Source organism: Agrobacterium sp. DKPNP3, assembly GCF_052686535.1.
Window position 1 is genome coordinate 1 of sequence record NZ_JBQYSN010000024.1, and the last position, 16,722, is coordinate 16,722.

At 58.7% G+C, this 16,722-nt stretch carries 15 protein-coding genes; 13 read left to right on the plus strand and 2 right to left on the minus strand.

The window, feature by feature from the left end; translation table 11 throughout:
• The first annotated feature begins 273 nt into the window (after positions 1–273).
• On the plus strand, positions 274–1,167 hold the full coding sequence (locus ACUTJJ_RS09230; RefSeq protein WP_209091863.1) for a lytic transglycosylase domain-containing protein: 894 nt from the start codon (positions 274–276) through the stop codon (positions 1,165–1,167).
• Between the two features lie 156 nt (positions 1,168–1,323).
• Positions 1,324–1,737: a hypothetical protein gene (locus tag ACUTJJ_RS09235; RefSeq protein ID WP_445541945.1), complete on the plus strand. Its 414-nt coding sequence runs from the start codon at positions 1,324–1,326 to the stop codon at positions 1,735–1,737.
• Positions 1,738–1,857: 120 nt separating this feature from the next.
• On the opposite strand, the gene ACUTJJ_RS09240 is transcribed toward ACUTJJ_RS09235, so the two are convergent.
• Positions 1,858–2,757, minus strand: coding sequence for a hypothetical protein (locus tag ACUTJJ_RS09240; protein WP_445541946.1), 900 nt, complete (start codon positions 2,755–2,757; stop codon positions 1,858–1,860).
• A gap of 189 nt (positions 2,758–2,946) precedes the next feature.
• On the opposite strand from ACUTJJ_RS09240, the gene ACUTJJ_RS09245 reads away from it, so the two are divergent.
• The 7 genes from ACUTJJ_RS09245 (at position 2,947) to chrA (ending at position 10,610) form a co-directional block, all read left to right on the plus strand.
• Positions 2,947–3,927, plus strand: coding sequence for a 3'-5' exonuclease (locus tag ACUTJJ_RS09245; protein ID WP_445541947.1), 981 nt, complete (start codon positions 2,947–2,949; stop codon positions 3,925–3,927).
• A gap of 182 nt (positions 3,928–4,109) precedes the next feature.
• Complete coding sequence (locus ACUTJJ_RS09250; protein ID WP_445541948.1) at positions 4,110–5,195, plus strand: ABC transporter ATP-binding protein; 1,086 nt, start codon at positions 4,110–4,112, stop codon at positions 5,193–5,195.
• A gap of 31 nt (positions 5,196–5,226) precedes the next feature.
• Positions 5,227–6,516 (plus strand): ABC transporter substrate-binding protein, encoded by a 1,290-nt coding sequence (locus ACUTJJ_RS09255; RefSeq protein ID WP_445541949.1) that lies wholly within the window; start codon positions 5,227–5,229, stop codon positions 6,514–6,516.
• A 228-nt stretch (positions 6,517–6,744) separates the two neighbouring features.
• Entirely contained in the window at positions 6,745–7,659 is a 915-nt protein-coding gene (locus ACUTJJ_RS09260) for an ABC transporter permease (protein WP_445541950.1), read from the plus strand.
• A 3-nt stretch (positions 7,660–7,662) separates the two neighbouring features.
• Positions 7,663–8,481 carry an ABC transporter permease gene (locus ACUTJJ_RS09265; protein ID WP_445541951.1) on the plus strand — a complete coding sequence of 273 codons (819 nt, stop codon included), beginning with the start codon at positions 7,663–7,665 and terminating at the stop codon, positions 8,479–8,481.
• Between the two features lie 11 nt (positions 8,482–8,492).
• Positions 8,493–9,248: an aspartate/glutamate racemase family protein gene (locus ACUTJJ_RS09270; protein WP_445541952.1), complete on the plus strand. Its 756-nt coding sequence runs from the start codon at positions 8,493–8,495 to the stop codon at positions 9,246–9,248.
• A gap of 123 nt (positions 9,249–9,371) precedes the next feature.
• The gene (gene chrA / locus ACUTJJ_RS09275; RefSeq protein ID WP_445541953.1) at positions 9,372–10,610 is read left to right on the plus strand and encodes a chromate efflux transporter; all 1,239 of its coding nucleotides are present in this window, start codon (positions 9,372–9,374) and stop codon (positions 10,608–10,610) included.
• Here the strand turns inward: chrA and ACUTJJ_RS09280 are convergent.
• A complete protein-coding gene (locus ACUTJJ_RS09280) occupies positions 10,607–11,485 on the minus strand; it encodes a LysR substrate-binding domain-containing protein (protein ID WP_445541954.1) in 879 nt (292 codons plus the stop codon). The genes chrA and ACUTJJ_RS09280 overlap by 4 nt on opposite strands.
• Positions 11,486–11,618: 133 nt before the next feature.
• Between ACUTJJ_RS09280 and ampC the strand changes: the two genes are divergently transcribed.
• The 4 genes from ampC to ACUTJJ_RS09300 all read left to right on the plus strand — a co-directional run bounded on the left by ampC (position 11,619) and on the right by ACUTJJ_RS09300 (position 16,599).
• A complete protein-coding gene (gene ampC / locus ACUTJJ_RS09285; RefSeq protein ID WP_445541955.1) occupies positions 11,619–12,773 on the plus strand; it encodes a class C beta-lactamase in 1,155 nt (384 codons plus the stop codon).
• 170 nt (positions 12,774–12,943) lie between these two features.
• The gene (locus ACUTJJ_RS09290) at positions 12,944–14,347 is read left to right on the plus strand and encodes a diguanylate cyclase domain-containing protein (RefSeq protein ID WP_445541956.1); all 1,404 of its coding nucleotides are present in this window, start codon (positions 12,944–12,946) and stop codon (positions 14,345–14,347) included.
• Positions 14,348–14,545: 198 nt separating this feature from the next.
• Positions 14,546–15,868, plus strand: coding sequence for a solute carrier family 23 protein (locus ACUTJJ_RS09295; RefSeq protein ID WP_209089823.1), 1,323 nt, complete (start codon positions 14,546–14,548; stop codon positions 15,866–15,868).
• Between the two features lie 38 nt (positions 15,869–15,906).
• The gene (locus tag ACUTJJ_RS09300) at positions 15,907–16,599 is read left to right on the plus strand and encodes an aspartate/glutamate racemase family protein (protein ID WP_445541957.1); all 693 of its coding nucleotides are present in this window, start codon (positions 15,907–15,909) and stop codon (positions 16,597–16,599) included.
• The last annotated feature ends 123 nt before the right edge of the window (positions 16,600–16,722 follow it).

The window sequence follows — 16,722 nt, forward strand, 5'->3', positions numbered from 1 at the left end:
GAATGGCAGGACTTTTGAGGACTGGTCAGTCATCGCCCTCGGGCGGCAGGTGCTAATCGAGCAGTCTCCCGCTCCTATGCCTCGGGCCGGTCCCGTCGCAGGGGGCGGGATCTCCCGTTTTGCCAGCGCATCCTTTGAACGGGGCTTCTCGACCGGGGTGGCCACGTGATGACAAGGCTAAAGACAACGGATATGGTTGTGGATCGGCCGATACAACCATTTCCGCCTTAGCAGTCTGGGGACATTCGTTTGTCAGGACCATCGATAAGCCGCCTGGCTCTTGTCATCTGCCTGCTGGCCGCGGGGGACGCGGCGGCGCGGGATCAAGGTGGCGCTGATCCCAAAGCCGTCTGCACCTATAGGCACGATGTCGCACCGGAATTGTGCATCCATGCAGCGACCTACAACAAAGATCTTTGCCGTGCCATCGAAGCGCTGGCTACCCGGCACGCGGTTCCGCCGGATTATTTCGCGCGTCTGATCTGGCGGGAAAGCCTGTTTCGGCCGAATGCCGTCAGCCCCAAGGGGGCGGAAGGCATTGCACAGTTCATGCCGGGAACGGCGCGGCTGCGCGGTCTGAACGACAGTTTCAACATTATCGCCGCACTGGAGGCGTCTTCCCGTTATCTGTCCGAACTCAATACGCGGTTCGGCAATTTCGGTCTTGCCGCAGCGGCCTACAATGCGGGCGAGGCAGGCCTTCGCAATTTTATTGCCAACGGTCGCCTGCCGACGGAGACACGGGACTACGTCTTTGCCATTACCGGTCATCCGGTGGAGACCTGGAAGGATAATCCGCCTGAAAAGGCCGCTCCGGCACTGGACGACAGCCGCCCTTTTTTCGATGCCTGCGTGCGGCTCGCCGACACCCGCACCATGAATGATCCCGTCCTTGTTTCCTCGGCAGACTGGGCGCCCTGGGGTGTGCAGCTTTCCGCGCACTATAATCCCGGCGTGGCGAACCGCCTGTTTACGCGCGCAATTGTTCAATTGCCCGAGCCGCTCAATGCAGAACGCGCACTGATCGTGCGCCAGAGAGGCGGAAATTTTGGCTCGCGCCCGCGTTATGCGGCCCGTATCGGCCGTGAAAATAGAGCCGAAGCCAACGCTCTTTGTCATGACATCAGGCAAGCGGGGGTACCCTGTACCGTTTTTCGCAACAGATAGCCGCGTGCCCCGTGACCGGTTCGCAAGGCGCCGCATCATCATAACAAGTTGATCTCGCAAAGCAGTGCTCGATCTTTAAGGGAGCCATGAACGTGCCTAGATTGGCGGCGATTGCCGGCCAAGGGGGCCGCTGTATCGGTGGGGATTGATCTGAAAATGAAATGGTTTGAAACCGCTTGTCTCGCAGCCGTTCTCGTCTTCGTAGCGGCCTGCACCACGACAGGAGAGACGCAGATTTCACGCGCTGTCGCGGCTTTTGTTGGTCAACCGCGGGAAGCCGCGATCGCTCGCCTTGGCCGCCCGAACAAGGTTATCATCGAAAACGGCGCAACCGAATCCTATTGGCTGAAGGTCGATGTGGAAACCTATGCGGGTCTCAGCAACAGGCGAGAAATCAGCACTGTCGACGGAAAGGCGCAGGTGTCAGAGACAGAGGGCATGAAGATCAAGCAACATCGGCGCGACTGCATCATCAAGATGACCGCCGACGCAGCATCGGTCATCAAGACGAGCGAAATCATCGGTCGTCCCGCCAATTGTAAGAATGTCCTCAATCGCCAGACGTCGTAAAGCGTTCCGTTGTGGTTGAGAGGCGGTCCGGGCGGTTCAGCGCCCGACCGACTTAAGCCACAATCTCTTTTGGGTCGTCGCTCCAGAGGTGTTCCATTGTCCTTGGCAAACGCCCGGCTGTTAGAACTCCATCTTGAACGTCAGCATATATTCCGTTCCCTTCGAGCGGTCTCGGGTCCGGGAGACTTCAAGTGAGGCCTTTTCGAATTTGTGGCCGATCGTTTCCTTGATCATGCCCGGCTTATCTTCCCGGCGCAGCGAGGTATTGCCGTATCCGATACCGATTTTGCGGGTGATCGCGTTCTCCGTGTAGGTTCTGCCAAACATCGCTGAAGCCCCGCCGCTGCGGACGGTCGTCTCGAAGCCGCGGGAATCGACATCGCGATAGGCGGAAGCGGCGATCGAATTGTCGGACTGGGTATAGCTGCCGCCGGCGCTGATTTTTGCAAGCCGGTGCCCGTCATGTTCAAGCGAAATGTTACCATCGGCCGATGGACCGAACTGGCCGCCATACATGCTGTCTTTGTAAGTGAAGCGGAAGCGACCACTTCGCGCGTCGATCTGATAATTATAGGATGCATCGCCGCTGCGTATCTGGATGCCAGGCGCCGGCTCACTGCCGAGGATCGGCGAAACCTTATCGGCAAACTGGAAGAGCGGTCGCGTGACCTGGTCGAATTCCGATTTCGATAATGGCAGCGGCTTGCCATCCGGATCAAATTTACCCACAGCGAGGCAGGGGCGCTGATTGATGATGCTTTTCAGTGCAAAGACGGTGCAATTGTCGCTGGTGATGCCAGCAATTGCGGCGTGGACGGAATTGCGCAATGTATAGCTGCCGCAGCAGGAGAAGGCTTCGTTGTCCACGCTCGCGTCGCGCGTATAGCCCGTGAAAATGATGCCGCTCGCTCCGGGCGACTGGTCGACATTCGCGAAATGAGGCCCGCTTTGCAGCGGGAAGAGCCTCAGCTGGCCCTCATTGGCTTGCGTTTTCGGGTTGGAAGGTAGTGGAAGCGCCATTCTCTTCTCTCCTGGAACACGGGAACGATGCGCTTTTCTACCATCCTGAATTGAGGCTGCAACCCTCAACTGTACCCGTGGATATTCGTCGTTCCTGTGGATGAGGTTTCATGCTGTTGTTACCGTCAGCCTCTGCGCATATGTTGGGTCCCTTAATTTCGATCTTTCGGCAAGGCGGACAGGCGCATAATGACCTCTCAGTTGGACTTCTTTGCTCCTGCCGCGTCGCGGCTTTCCCAGGCTGACAAGGGGCGGAAAGCGTTGGTGCGCGATAGAACTCAGCGCGCCGCGCCTGATGATGAAGCGCTTGCCAACTATCTGGAGTCCACTGGCAACTATCGCGTCCTGCGCCGGCTGCAACAGCGCGCCGTCGTTGACCGGCCGAGGCCGGACTATCCGCGCCGGGGCGTGATCCTCGATACGGAGACGACTGGCCTTGACCACCGCGCAGACGAGATCATCGAAATTGGCGTCATCGCCTTTACGTTCGACGATCACGGGATGATCGGTGATGTGACCGGGATCTATGGCGGACTTCACCAGCCCGATATCGCAATCCCCGAGGATATTACGCGCCTGACGGGGATTACCGACGAAATGGTTTCAGGGCAGTCGATCGATATCGAGGTCCTGACCGCCCTTGTCGTGGATGCGGATTTGATCATCGCCCATAATGCCGGGTTCGACCGGCCGTTTTGCGAGGCTTTTTCCCCTATGTTCCACGACAAGGCCTGGGCCTGTTCCGTTTCCGAAATCGACTGGAAAGGCCGGGGCTTCGAGGGTAACAAGCTCGGCTATCTCATCGGGCAATCCGGCTACTTCCATGACGGACATCGCGCCGTGGATGATTGCTTCGCTCTGCTGGAGGTCCTTGAGCAGACCCGACCCGGCGACAGCATCACGCCGTTTGCCGAACTTTATGCGGCAAGCCAGCGGTCAAAAGTGCGCCTCTACGCGGAAAACAGCCCGTTCGACATGAAGGATCATCTGAAAAAGCGCGGCTATCGCTGGTCCGACGGCTCGGATGGCAGACCGAAATCCTGGTGGGTGGAATTGCCGGAAGAGCGTCTGGACGACGAACTGCATTTCCTGCGCACGCAAATCTATAGGTGGGAAGCTTATCCTGTTATCCAGCGTCTCACCGCTTTCGAGCGGTTCAAGGCCCGTTAGAAGCTGCAAAATCCGCCGGTCAGGATTGCATACAATTTCTGCAGTGGATCGAAAACAATCGACCTAAATTTGAGCATGTCCGAATTCGCCTTTTCGGGCAGCGGACAAATATTATTTTAGATCAATGGCAAAGCCCAACTGGCACGGCTCCTGCATGACCAAGATGTCGCAGGAGAGTGTTTATGAGCAAAGCCGCAGCAATCGACATCGCTTCCGTTTCCAAGGTCTACGGCAGCACCACCGCCGTGCATGCGATCAGCCTCAAAATTCCCGCCGGCAGCTATTGCTGCCTTCTTGGTCCCTCGGGCTGCGGCAAGACGTCGACGCTGAGGATGATCGCCGGCCATGAGACGATTTCCAGCGGCGATATCAGGCTTGGCAATACGGTGGTGACGGACCTGCCGCCCGCCCGACGCGGCACGGCGATGATGTTCCAGTCCTATGCGCTGTTTCCGCATCTCGATCTCGTCGACAATGTCGCCTTCAGCCTCAAGATGAAGGGTACGGATAAGGAGACCCGGCGGGCCAAGGCGCTTGAGATGCTGCAGCTGATGCAGCTCGAACCCTATGCCAGCCGCCGTCCGGCCCAGCTTTCGGGCGGGCAGCAGCAGCGTGTGGCACTGGCGCGGGCGCTGATTACCGATCCGGAGGCGCTGCTGCTGGATGAGCCGCTTTCGGCGCTCGATCCGTTTCTTAAGATCCGCATGCGCGCCGAGTTGAAGAAGCTACAGACCTCGCTCGGCATCACCTTCGTGCACGTCACCCACAGTCAGGAAGAGGCGATGGCGCTTGCCGATATCGTCGTCGTCATGAATGACGGCCGCATCGAGCAGGCGGCCACACCGCGTGAGGTGTTCGAGCGCCCGGCCACCGCTTTCGTTGCCCGTTTCATGGGGGACCATAACGTTATTTCCGGCCGCTACCGCGAAAAATCGGGTGATCTCGTGACGCTCGAAGTGGCGGGCGGCGGCACATTTATCGCCAGTGGCGTGGCCCCGGATGACGGCGCGGTCGATATTGCCGTGCGCACCGACCGGGTGCGCGTCGGCGAAGCGGATCAGCCGGGCCTCGGTTTCACCGGCATCGTTTCCAACGTCGAATATCGCGGCGCCAGCGTGAAGATTGCCGTCACCGGCGCGGGCATAGAGGATTTCAACGTCATCCTCAGCGATGCCGCCTTCTTCGAAAATCCGGTCAAGGCCGGTGATGCCATACCACTTTCATGGAATGCGGCCGATGCCATCGTGCTCGGCCGGGTAGAGAAGTGACCCCAAAAAATAACCAGAGGAGAACTTTGAAATGACCGATACCATCAACAGCAAGAAGGGCTTGTCCCGCCGTGGCCTTCTGAAGGCAGGCGCGGCCGCGACGGGTGCGGCGATCGGCTCCGGCCTCATCACCGGCTTCCCGACCATCTGGGCGCAGAACCCCATCACCATCCGCCAGTTCGGCACCGGCGTCTCCAACCTCAACGCCATCGCCGAGAAGTGCAAGGCGGACCTCGGCATCACACTTGAGATGACGGCGACGGATTCCGACGCCGCTGCCCAGCGTGCCGTCACCCAGCCGAATTCCTACGATATCGCCGATATCGAATACTGGATCCTGAAGAAGGTCTATCCGGCCGGCGTCATCCAGCCGATGGAAATCAAGAAGCTCAAATACTACGACAAGATCGTGCCGCTGTTCAAAAACGGCAAGCTGAAGCCTGACAGCGTGGTCGCGCAGGGCACTGCGCCGCACACGGTCGGCTACGTCGAAAAGCCCGGCGACAAGACATTTGCCAAGGGTGAGACCGATTATTTCACCATGGTTCCGACCATTTACAATGCCGATACGCTCGGCATCCGCCCCGACCTCGTCGGGCGCGATATCACCAGCTGGGCCGATATCATGGACCCCAAGTTCAAGGGCAAGACCTCGATCCTCAACATCCCGTCCATCGGCATCATGGACGCGGCGATGATCATGGAAGCCATGGGCAACATTAAATATGCCGACAAGGGCAACATGACGAAGGCAGAGATCGACAAGACCATCGATTTCCTCATCAAGGCCAAGAAGGACGGCCAGTTCCGCGCCTTCTGGAAGAGCTTCGATGAAAGCGTCAACCTCATGGCGTCGGGCGAAGTCATCATCCAGTCCATGTGGTCGCCGGCCGTTGCCGCCGTCCGCTCGAAGGGTATCGCCTGCAAGTACCAGCCGCTGAAGGAGGGCTATCGTTCCTGGGGCGGAGGTCTGGGTCTCGCCAAGCATCTGTCCGGTGCGAAGCTCGATGCAGCCTATGAATATATCAACTGGTACACCTCCGGCTGGGTCGGTGCTTACCTCAATCGTCAGGGTTATTACTCCGCTGCGATGGAAACAGCAAAGGAGCACATGACCGCCGACGAGTGGGGCTATTGGGTCGAAGGCAAACCCGCGCAGGGCGATATCATCGCACCAGATGGCAAGGTCATGGAAAAGGCCGGCGCGGTGCGCGATGGCGGCTCCTTCGAGGAGCGCATGGGCAAGGTGGCGTGCTGGAACTCTGTCATGGACGAAGACCGCTATATGGTCCGCCGCTGGAACGAGTTTATCGCGGCCTGATCCTTTTAGGACGACCGGCGGCAAGTGCCGCCGGTCAATTGCGACAGGCACCCACCTCTCAACGTCATCCTCGGGCTTGACCCGAGGATCTAACGAACCACCACATCAAACGTGGTTGGATCCTCGGGACAAGCCCGAGGATGACGTCGAGGGTGTAGCGGACTTTCCAATATGCTTGCTGGCGGCATTGCCGCCGGTGCATCCGCAAACTCAGCGAAAGGCACACCCATGGTGACGGTCAGACTCATCGGCGTCAGCGATAAAAATAAGGACAAGCCGCCCCGCAGCTTCGCGCTGCCGACAAAGCTCGTCTCCTATGTGCAGGCGACGCCGCTTTTCCTGATCCTCGGCTTTTTCCTGGCTCTGCCGATCCTGATGATCGCCGTCGTCAGCTTCTGGGATTATGATTTCGCCCAGATGTACCCCGATTTCGTGACCTTCAATTACCTGGAGACGCTCGGCTCGTGGGTTACCTGGCAGACCTATCTCAACACGCTGAAATATGCCGCCATGGTCTGGGCGATCACGCTTTTCTGCGGTTTCTGGGTGGCCTACTTCCTCGCATTTCACATCCGCACCACCACCATGCAGATGGTGCTGTTCCTCGTCTGCACCGTGCCGTTCCTGACCTCGAACATCATCCGCATGATTTCCTGGATTCCAGTCCTCGGGCGGAACGGTCTCGTCAACAGCGCGCTGGTCGGCACCGGCATCATTCCCGAGCCGATTGAGTGGTTGCTCTATTCCGACTTCGCCGTGCTGCTGGCCATGGTGCATCTTTATACGCTGTTCATGGTCACGCCGATCTTCAACACGCTGATGCGCATCGACAAATCGTTGATCGAGGCGGCGCGTGACGCCGGCGCGACCGGCTGGCAGACACTCATCAATGTCATCATTCCGCTCGCCAAGCCCGGCATGGCCATCGGCAGCATCTTCGTCGTGACGCTGGTCATGGCGGATTTCTCAACCGTTCAGGTCATGTCCGGTGGCCAGAGCGCCTCGGTGGCGCTGATGATGAAGAACCAGATGTCGCTGCTGCAATATCCGGCTGCGGCCGCCAACGCCGTCATCCTGCTCATCCTCGTTCTTCTGATGGTCGCGGGCATCCTGCGCATCGTTGATATTCGCAAGGAGCTTTGATCCATGCACCGGGAAAAACGCAGCCGCGAATTCTATTTCCTTGCCTTCTTTTTCGCCCTCTTTGTGCTGTTTCTGTATGGCCCGCTATCGGCCATTCTCATCCTCGCCTTTCAGGGCCCGAATGGCGGCCTGACCTTCCCGCTGAACGGCATGTCGCTACACTGGTTCGGCAACCTCTTCGAGCAACAGGCAGTCGGCGACTTTGGCGGCTCGTTCCGCCGCTCCTTCGGCCTCGGGCTAATGGTGATGATCGTCACCGTATTTGTATCGCTGCTGGCAGGTCTTGCCTTCCGTCGCAAATTCATCGGCGCGACACCGCTGTTCTACCTGTCCATTGCCAGCCTTGTCGTGCCGTCGATCATCATATCGCTCGGCATTGGTGTTCTTTTTCAGCAGCTTGGGTTGGAACCCTCATGGTATACATCAGCTTTCGGCGCGCATCTGACCTGGACGTTGCCCTTCGGCGTGCTCATCATGTTCGCCGTCTTCAACCGCTTTTCTCCGTCCTATGAGGAAGCGGCGCGAGATCTTGGCGCATCCTCCTGGCAGACCTTCGCCCATGTGGTGCTGCCGATGATCGCACCGAGCCTGATCGGCGTCGGTCTTTTCGGCTTCACGCTGTCTTACGACGAGTTCGCCCGCACGTTGATGACGGCAGGCACTTACAATACTTTGCCGCTGGAAATCTACGGCATGACCACCAACGTCACGACACCGGTGCTTTATGCGCTGGGCGCTGTGACAACCCTGTTCTCATTCCTGGTGATCGCGGCCACGCTCGGTCTGATCGTCATGCTCAATCGCCGCCATTCTCGCGGATAAAGAAACGGAAAATGCGCGTTCTCGTCATCAATCCGAACACCACGCAGTCCATGACGGCAACAATTGCCGATGCCGCCAATCGGATCGCTGGCCGCGGCACGGAAATCGTTGCCGTCACCTCTTCCATGGGCCCTGTTTCAATCGAGGGTTACTACGACGAGGTTTTTGCCGTCCCGGGCCTGTTGCTGGAACTCGCAAAGGCGCCGCAGCTTGGAGCCGACGCTGCGATCATTGCTTGCTTCGACGATACCGGGCTCGATGCGGCGCGCGCTCTGGCCGATATTCCCGTTCTCGGCATTTGCGAAGCCGCTGTGTCGGCGACCGCTTTCATCGCCCAGAAATTCACCGTCGTCACGACGATGGAGCGCTCAAGATTGCCCCTGGAACACCTTGTCCATCGATATGGCATGTCCTCGCGCTGCAATGTGAGGGCCGCGGATATTCCGGTGCTGTCGTTGGAAGATCCCGGCTCCAACGCGCGCGAAAGGTTGCGCGAGGAAATCGCGCTGGCGATCAGAGATGACAGGGCGGAAGCGATCGTGCTCGGTTGTGCCGGCATGGCTGACCTTGCCGCCGAATTGCGCGAGGAATTCGGCGTGCCTGTTGTCGATGGTGTCGCGGCAGCCGTCAAACAGGCGGAATCGCTGGTCGCCATGGGGCTTTCCACTGCCAAGCGCGGTGCCTATGCCAGCCCGCTCGCCAAACCCTATCGTGGATTGTTGGAAGCCTTCCAGCCGGACAGGCTGTCGGCGATGTCGGCAGGCTGAGTTACCGACGCCGTTTTGCGGGTGCCACCCCTTCATATCCCTGTCATCATGGTGTTTGATATCGAGACCATTTCAAGCCAGATCTGTGTTGACGACTAGCCGTTTGCACACAAGGGAGCTTCCGTGGAATCGTCAGCGCGAACTGTAGAGGCAGAGGGGCGCAGCCTCAGGCATGGCACACCGGGGGAGGTTTTTGCGGCGTTCCTGAAGCTCGGGGTCACGTCCTTTGGCGGTCCTATCGCGCATCTCGGCTATTTTCGCGATGAGCTGGTTGTCCGGCGCAAATGGATCGATGAGACAGCTTATGCCGATCTTGTGGCGCTCTGCCAGTTCCTGCCGGGGCCGGCCTCAAGCCAGGTCGGTTTTGCGCTGGGGCTGCTGAGGGCAGGGCCGCTCGGTGCGCTTGCAGCGTGGACGGCCTTCACCCTGCCTTCGGCTATTCTGCTTGTTCTCTTTGCCACGGTTGCGGCTTCCATCGATGGATCTGTCGGGACGGGCTTGCTGCACGGCTTGAAGATCGTTGCCGTTGCCGTTGTGGCGCAGGCGGTCTGGGGCATGGCGAAAAGCCTCACGCCGGACCGGGAGCGCGCAAGCATCGCGCTTGCCGCGATTGTCTGCGTCGTCTTTGTCGCTGGCGCCTTCGGACAGGTGTTGGCGCTCGCTGTCGGTGCCGTCGCCGGTCTGGTCTTTTGTCGTGCAGAAGCCGCTGGGCAGGCAAGCCATCTCTGTTTCCGGGTGCCGAAAACTGTCGGCTTTGTCTCGCTTGCCAGTTTCACTCTCCTTCTTGTTTTTCTGCCCCTGCTCGCGGCATCGGATGCATCGCAGGGCCTTTCCCTGTTTGATGCATTTTATCGGGCTGGCGCTCTGGTTTTCGGTGGCGGGCATGTGGTCCTGCCGCTGCTGCAATCGGAAGTCGTTTCAAATGGCTGGGTGACGAGAGATGCCTTTATCGCGGGTTACGGGGCGACCCAGGCCGTTCCCGGGCCGCTTTTCACCTTCGCGGCCTATCTTGGCGCGGTTGTCGGGCCGCAGCCGAATGGTCTGGCAGGTGCTGCTATTGCGCTTGTTGCAATCTTCCTGCCGGGTATGCTTCTGCTTGTCGGCGCGCTGCCATTCTGGGAGGGGTTTCGCAAACGGCTGCTCGCGCAAGCGGCCATGCGTGGCGCAAACGCCGCCGTCGTCGGTATTCTCGGTGCTGCTCTCTATGATCCGGTGTGGACGAGTGCCATCTTTACGGCAAAGGATTTTACCCTCGCGCTTGCCGGTTTCATCCTGCTGACGGTGTGGAAAACACCGCCATGGGCGGTGGTGTTGTTCTGTGCCGCCGGAGGCGTCCTGCTGGCTATCTCATCGGCTGCTTAGGAGGAACCAATCGTCTCAAACATCCACTCGGAAAACACCTGCATCGCTGGTGTCGGCGGTTTTGATTGCAGCCGGGTAAGCCAATAGCTCCCGAGCGAAATCGTAACGGGAAATGGCTGAACGATCGCACCCGAGGCAAGATGCCGTGAAAACATCGATGGTGGCGCAAGCGCAACGCCAAGCCCCTGAAGCGCGGCTTCCATCATTCCAAGCGAGGTATCGAAGACAATACCCGCGTTGACCTGCGCTGCGGGCGTCACGCCGGCTGCTGCAAACCAGGTGCTCCATTCATCCGCACGGTAACTGCGCAGCAAGGTCGCTTCCATGAGGTCGGCGGGAGTTTTCAGTGTCTCTGCGAGTTTCGGCGTGCACAGCGGGGAAAGCGGCGCCTCGAAGAGCCGGAATGCATCGGTGCCGTGCCATGAGCCCTGGCCAAAACGAACGGCAAAATCAAGGCCCTCGGCTGCCATATCCACTCGGTTGTTGTTGGTCGAAATCCTGACGTCGATAAACGGGTATCGCTTTTGAAAGGCCGCCAGCCGTGGCAGCAGCCAGCCCACGGCGAAAGTGCCGACGACGCCCAGAAACAGCAATTCGCGCACCTGCCCGGCTTCGATCCTGTCAAGCGTCGTCGCCATCTGGTCGAAGGAGCTGGTAACCGTCGGGAGCAACGCCTCGCCTTCGGCCGTGATTTTCAAACCGCGCGGAAGCCGTTGGAAAAGCGCCACGCCAAGCCGTCTCTCCAGCCCCTTCACCTGCTGGCTCACAGCCGCTTGGGTCACGCAAAGCTCGATGGCCGCACGGGTAAAACTCAGATGCCGGGCGGAGGCTTCAAAAGCCCGCAGACCGTTCAGGGGAAGAAATTGCCGTACCATCCAAGACCTAGATTTTCTTGTGTCTCGTCCCAGATATCATGGTTTGTTCGTGCAATGTAGCGCGGTTACACGTTTTTCGCTGGGGCTGGCTGAGAGGCCGAAAATCCACCTGAGGTTTTGGAGAAAGCGAAACATGAAATTCACCCGCCGACATATCGCATTGGCTGCCTTGCTCTCGACGGGCCTTTCCGTGCAGGCATCTGCCGCCGATGAGGCCGAGCTGAGAGCGGCAGCCGACGCCGCCATCAGGCCGATCATGGAGAAGAACGGCATTCCCGGCATGGCCGTTGGCATCACTGTTGACGGACAGAGCCAAGTCTTCACCTACGGCGTCGCCTCAACCGAAACGCGCGCGGCGGTTACGCCGCAGACGCTGTTCGAACTCGGCTCGATCAGCAAGACCTTTACCGCGACGCTCAGCGCCTATGCCGCACTAAATGGTCAGCTTTCGCTTGAGGGGAAGGTTGCGGACTATGTTCCGGCGCTGAAGGGCAAGCCTTTTGGCAACGTCCAACTTTATCATCTCAGCACCCATACGGCAGGCGGCTTTCCCTTGCAGGTGCCGGACGACGTGAAAACGGAAGAGCAACTGATGTCCTATCTGAAGGGGTGGAAACGTTCCTATAGGGCCGGCACCCACAGAAGTTACGCCAATCCCAGCATCGGCATGCTTGGATACATCACTGCAAAGGCGATGGGGCAGGGCTTCGATGACGCCATGCACAACACGCTTTTTTCTGCGCTCGGTCTCAAAAACACCTTCACCGTGGTGCCGAAAGCAAAGATGGACGACTATGCGCAGGGTTATAAAAAGAATGGTGACCCCGTCCGCCTGACACCCGGTGTCCTCTCTTCCGAGGCCTATGGTGTGAGATCGACGGCCGACGACATGATCCGCTTCGTCAACGCTAACATGGCGCTCGAAAAACTGGATGCAAAAATCCAGCAGGCAGTTACGGCTACCCACACCGGCTATTTCAGCGTCGGTCCCATGACGCAGGACATGGTATGGGAGCAATTTGCCTATCCGGTTTCGCTCAACACCTTGAGTGAGGCGAATTCGGGTGCACTGGTGAAGACCGTCCCGGTCACGGCAATCTCCCCGCCCATGGCGCCGCGAAAGGATGTGCTGATCAACAAGACCGGATCTACCAATGGTTTTGGTGCCTATGTCGCCTTCATTCCAGAGCGTAAGATCGGCATCGTCATCCTGGCCAATAAATTCTATCCCAATGTCGAGCGGGTTCGCGCCGCCTATGAGATATTGGCGGCTATCGAAAAAAGATAAAGCTGCGATCGCGGCGCCGGCTACTGACTTGTAGGGCCGGCGCCGTCCGCAATTACGCTATAGCTAAAATAAAGCATTAACCCACACGTCTGAAAAAGCAGAGATCGTAACCGCTGTTAAACGCCGCAACGTCAATATGCCGTCTCCACGACATCAGGACGCCTATTAAGATGCGCTCAACCCAATTCAGACTTGTAGGCTCCGCCGTCCTGCTCGTCGCGGTCCTTCTGATCGGTCTTGCCGCGATCCCGTACTTCGGGGTTGCCCGGCTAGACAGGGAAGTCCGCGAGCGTCAGGAGACGCTGGTATCCCGCAATATTTCGATCTGGATTTCCGACGTAGAGTTCGCTTTGACGGCCTGGACGATATGGGATGAGGCCATCGCCAAGGTCGACAATGCCTTCGATCTGGAATGGACTGACCGCAACATCGGCCGTTCGCTGATCGGGACGTCACGGACGCGCTTCGTCATGATCATCAACGGTCGCGGAGACATCGTCTACACTAAAACGGACGATGAATTCCAGGGCCAGCCCTTTTTCGCTCGCGGGCCGCAAATGATAGCCGCTGATGCGCGTCCGCTCATCGATTCCGTCAGAGACAAGGAAAAGGCCGGTCACCCAGCCGGTATCCCTCAGCCGATCGCCTTCAGCAAGATCGAAGTGATTGGCGATGAAGCAGTGCTGCTGTCGGCAAGCCTGTTTCAGCCGGATTTCAGCACCACCGTTCCACAAGGTACACATGCCCCCATCCTCGTCTCAGCAATCCCTATCGCCGGCAGTCTTCAGGAATTCCTCGGTAATCGTTTCCTGCTCGACGACGCGACCATGGGACCCGCAGTGAACGTTTCCGAAGGGCGTGCGAAGGTGGAGGTGGCAAGCGGGCCGAACGGGCAGGCGCAGGCATTGTCCTGGCGTCCAGCGACGCCGGCACATGATCTGCTAAGGCAATCGCTGCCACTCGCAGGCGCCGTCATTCTGGTTCTCGTTGTCGTCTGTACGGTTGCGGCACGCATTTCACGGCGTGCCATCGTTTCTCTCGTCGAAGCCGAGCGCCGGATGAGGCATGCTGCCACGCATGATTTTCTGACTGGCCTCGCGAACCGATCGATGGTTTCCCCGGAATTCGGTCGAATGTCCAAAACCGGAGAGGTTGCCGTCGTTTGCCTTGATCTTGACGGTTTCAAAGCGATTAACGACCGCCATGGCCATGCAGCGGGTGACGCGTTGCTAAAGGAAGTCGCTGCACGTCTGAAAGCGGCCTGTCGTGCAGGAGACAGCGTCTTCAGACTTGGAGGTGACGAGTTTGCCCTCCTGATGTCAGACGTTTCTCCTGCGAAAGCCGAGTTGTTTTGCCGGCAACTCTGCTTGGAGATTTCCCAGCCTTATCTCATACAGGAAAAGCCCGTGGTTATCGGAGCGTCGTTCGGGCTCAGCGTCGTGCCTGCCGGCGAGACGAGCTGTGACGCTGCGTTTCGAAATGCCGATGAGGCGCTTTATCGCGCAAAAAATACGCTTCGATACACACCGCCTACCCAGCAACCGGAGAGCGACCACGTGCGGCGTGTTGGCTGACAAAACACTGACATCTGGAAAACCGGCCGGAGCGGATGACAGTCGGGGTGAACCGCTGTACCTGACAATAGTGCGCCGGCAACCGATTCGGCTTCGTGCGCAAGCGGTATGTCATTAAACGGCAGACGTTCTGTGAGGCGGTGAATCCAGGGGAGGAGCCTCGCGCATGCCTGCCGGTTGTTTCCTTGGGGGACGAGAATGAGCGATAGGGGTGGATATTTTCCGCGTTGGAGACTGAAAACCGAAGGGCGCATCCTGCCCGATGAGCGGTTGCCCGCCGGACAGACGGCTGTGCTTGGGCTGCAGCATGTCGTTGCGATGTTCGGTTCTACGGTTCTAGCCCCGCTGATCATGGGTTTCGACCCCAACGTCTCGATCCTGTTTTCCGGTATCTCGACGCTGATCTTCTTCATCGCCGTTGGCGGTCGCGTTCCAAGCTATCTTGGCTCGTCCTTCGCATTTATCGGGCCCGTGCTTGTTGCAACGGGTGCCGCTGCCGGTGCCGCGAGCCCGAATATTGCCCTGGCGCTCGGCGGCATCATCGCAGCCGGTATGCTCTATGCGTTGATCGGCGTTATCGTCATGATCGCCGGACACAACTGGATCGAGAAACTGATGCCGCCGGTTTTGACGGGCGCGATCGTCGCGGCGATCGGCCTCGTTCTCGCGCCTATTGCGATTGCCAGCGCTTCCGGCTCTGGTCCCGGTAATCCCGATGGCGACCAGCTCTCGCGTTGGATTGCGATCCTGACTGTCGCATCAGTCGGTGCCATTGCCGTCTATGCGCCCGGCATGGCGCGCCGCCTGCCGATCCTCCTGGGTGGTGCCATTGCCTATATCGCCTATCTCGTGGTGGCAAACGGCCTCGGTCTCGGCAAACCCGTCGACTTTAGCGGCGTCGCAGCTGCATCATGGTTCGGTCTGCCGACTTTCACTGCTCCGGTGTTTTCCGCATCCGCCATCACGCTGATTGCGCCCGTGGTCGTTATCCTTGTTGCTGAAAATCTGGGGCATATTAAAGCGATCGGCGCAATGACCGGCCAAAACCTCGACCGTTATCTCGGGCGCGCCTTTATCGGTGATGGTCTAGCAACGATGTTTTCCGGCGCTTTCGGTGGAACCGGCATGACGACTTATGCCGAAAACATGGGCGTCATGGCGATCACCCGAATTTTCTCGACGCTCGTGTTCGTTGTTGCGGCACTGGTCGCCATCCTCCTCGGTTTCTCACCGAAGTTCGGTGCGCTGATCCAGACAATACCGGGACCCGTTATCGGCGGGCTGTCCGTTGTCGTTTTTGGCCTGATTGCCGCGACTGCGGGCCGCATCTGGGTTGAAAACAAGGTCGATTTTTCCGAGCCACGCAACCTCATCACGGTCGGTATTGCGCTTGTTCTCGGTGCCGGCAACTTCAAGCTCAACGTCGCCGGCTTCACGCTCGACGGTATCGGCACGGCGACGATCGGCGCGATTGCCTTTTATCATCTGCTGGGCCTCGGCAGATCAACGGGCGCGAAGTGACGCACAGATAATGTTGTCGCTTGGATGGTGATGAGATCATGAAAACCATCGGAATTCTCGGCGGCATGTCGGCCGCATCGACCCAGATCTATTATCGGACGCTGTGCGAGATCACCCGTGATCGCCTCGGCGGCCTTCATTCGCCCGAGCTTTTGATCCGCTCTCTCGATTTTGCGAAGATTGAGGCGCTGCAGGCGCTCGGGCAATGGGATGTTGCGGCCTCCATTCTCAATGCCGAGGCGAAGGCGCTGGAAAAGGGCGGTGCAGACTTCATCCTGCTGGCGACGAACACGATGCATAAGGTCGCATCGGCGATGATGGCTGACGTGACCATTCCGTTACTGCACATCGCTGATGCCACCGCGCAACGCATTTCAACCGCCGGTCTCAACCGCCCGGGGCTGATCGCCACCGCCTTTACGATGGAGCAAAGCTTCTATCGTGACCGGCTTGTCGAAGCATCACTTCACCCAATTATTCCAGACGAAAATGACCGGGCAGAGGTGCATCGCATCATCTATGATGAGCTCTGCATGGACATCATCGAGGACGAAAGCCGCTCGAAATTCGAAGACGTTGCCCAGCGTCTGGTGGCCGTCGGGGCTGACAGCGTGATCCTTGGCTGCACGGAAGTATGCATGCTACTCAACCAGGGCAATGTGACGGTGCCCGTCTTCGATACGACACGGATTCATTGTGAGGCAGCCATCGATCTGGCCCTTTCGCCGTGACGGTATCCGCGCCGGCATTCTCGCGTCTTGCCGAGGCCCGGATAAACGCCTGTCTGAGCGCCGGACGGAACGGGCGATGCTAAAAAAGTAGCCATATTGCTCCTCCTTTCGTCGCAATTCCAA

What these genes read in the sequence shown, in the direction of transcription:
- ACUTJJ_RS09255 (WP_445541949.1), top strand. Translation starts at nt 5,227, where the DNA reads ATGACCGATACCATCAACAGCAAGAAGGGCTTGTCCCGCCGTGGCCTT.
- ACUTJJ_RS09245 (WP_445541947.1), top strand. Translation starts at nt 2,947, where the DNA reads ATGACCTCTCAGTTGGACTTCTTTGCTCCTGCCGCGTCGCGGCTTTCC.
- ACUTJJ_RS09280 (WP_445541954.1), bottom strand. Translation starts at nt 11,485, where the DNA reads ATGGTACGGCAATTTCTTCCCCTGAACGGTCTGCGGGCTTTTGAAGCC.
- ampC (WP_445541955.1), top strand. Translation starts at nt 11,619, where the DNA reads ATGAAATTCACCCGCCGACATATCGCATTGGCTGCCTTGCTCTCGACG.
- ACUTJJ_RS09295 (WP_209089823.1), top strand. Translation starts at nt 14,546, where the DNA reads ATGAGCGATAGGGGTGGATATTTTCCGCGTTGGAGACTGAAAACCGAA.
- ACUTJJ_RS09270 (WP_445541952.1), top strand. Translation starts at nt 8,493, where the DNA reads ATGCGCGTTCTCGTCATCAATCCGAACACCACGCAGTCCATGACGGCA.
- ACUTJJ_RS09260 (WP_445541950.1), top strand. Translation starts at nt 6,745, where the DNA reads ATGGTGACGGTCAGACTCATCGGCGTCAGCGATAAAAATAAGGACAAG.
- ACUTJJ_RS09240 (WP_445541946.1), bottom strand. Translation starts at nt 2,757, where the DNA reads ATGGCGCTTCCACTACCTTCCAACCCGAAAACGCAAGCCAATGAGGGC.
- ACUTJJ_RS09290 (WP_445541956.1), top strand. Translation starts at nt 12,944, where the DNA reads ATGCGCTCAACCCAATTCAGACTTGTAGGCTCCGCCGTCCTGCTCGTC.
- ACUTJJ_RS09300 (WP_445541957.1), top strand. Translation starts at nt 15,907, where the DNA reads ATGAAAACCATCGGAATTCTCGGCGGCATGTCGGCCGCATCGACCCAG.
- ACUTJJ_RS09250 (WP_445541948.1), top strand. Translation starts at nt 4,110, where the DNA reads ATGAGCAAAGCCGCAGCAATCGACATCGCTTCCGTTTCCAAGGTCTAC.
- ACUTJJ_RS09235 (WP_445541945.1), top strand. Translation starts at nt 1,324, where the DNA reads ATGAAATGGTTTGAAACCGCTTGTCTCGCAGCCGTTCTCGTCTTCGTA.
- ACUTJJ_RS09265 (WP_445541951.1), top strand. Translation starts at nt 7,663, where the DNA reads ATGCACCGGGAAAAACGCAGCCGCGAATTCTATTTCCTTGCCTTCTTT.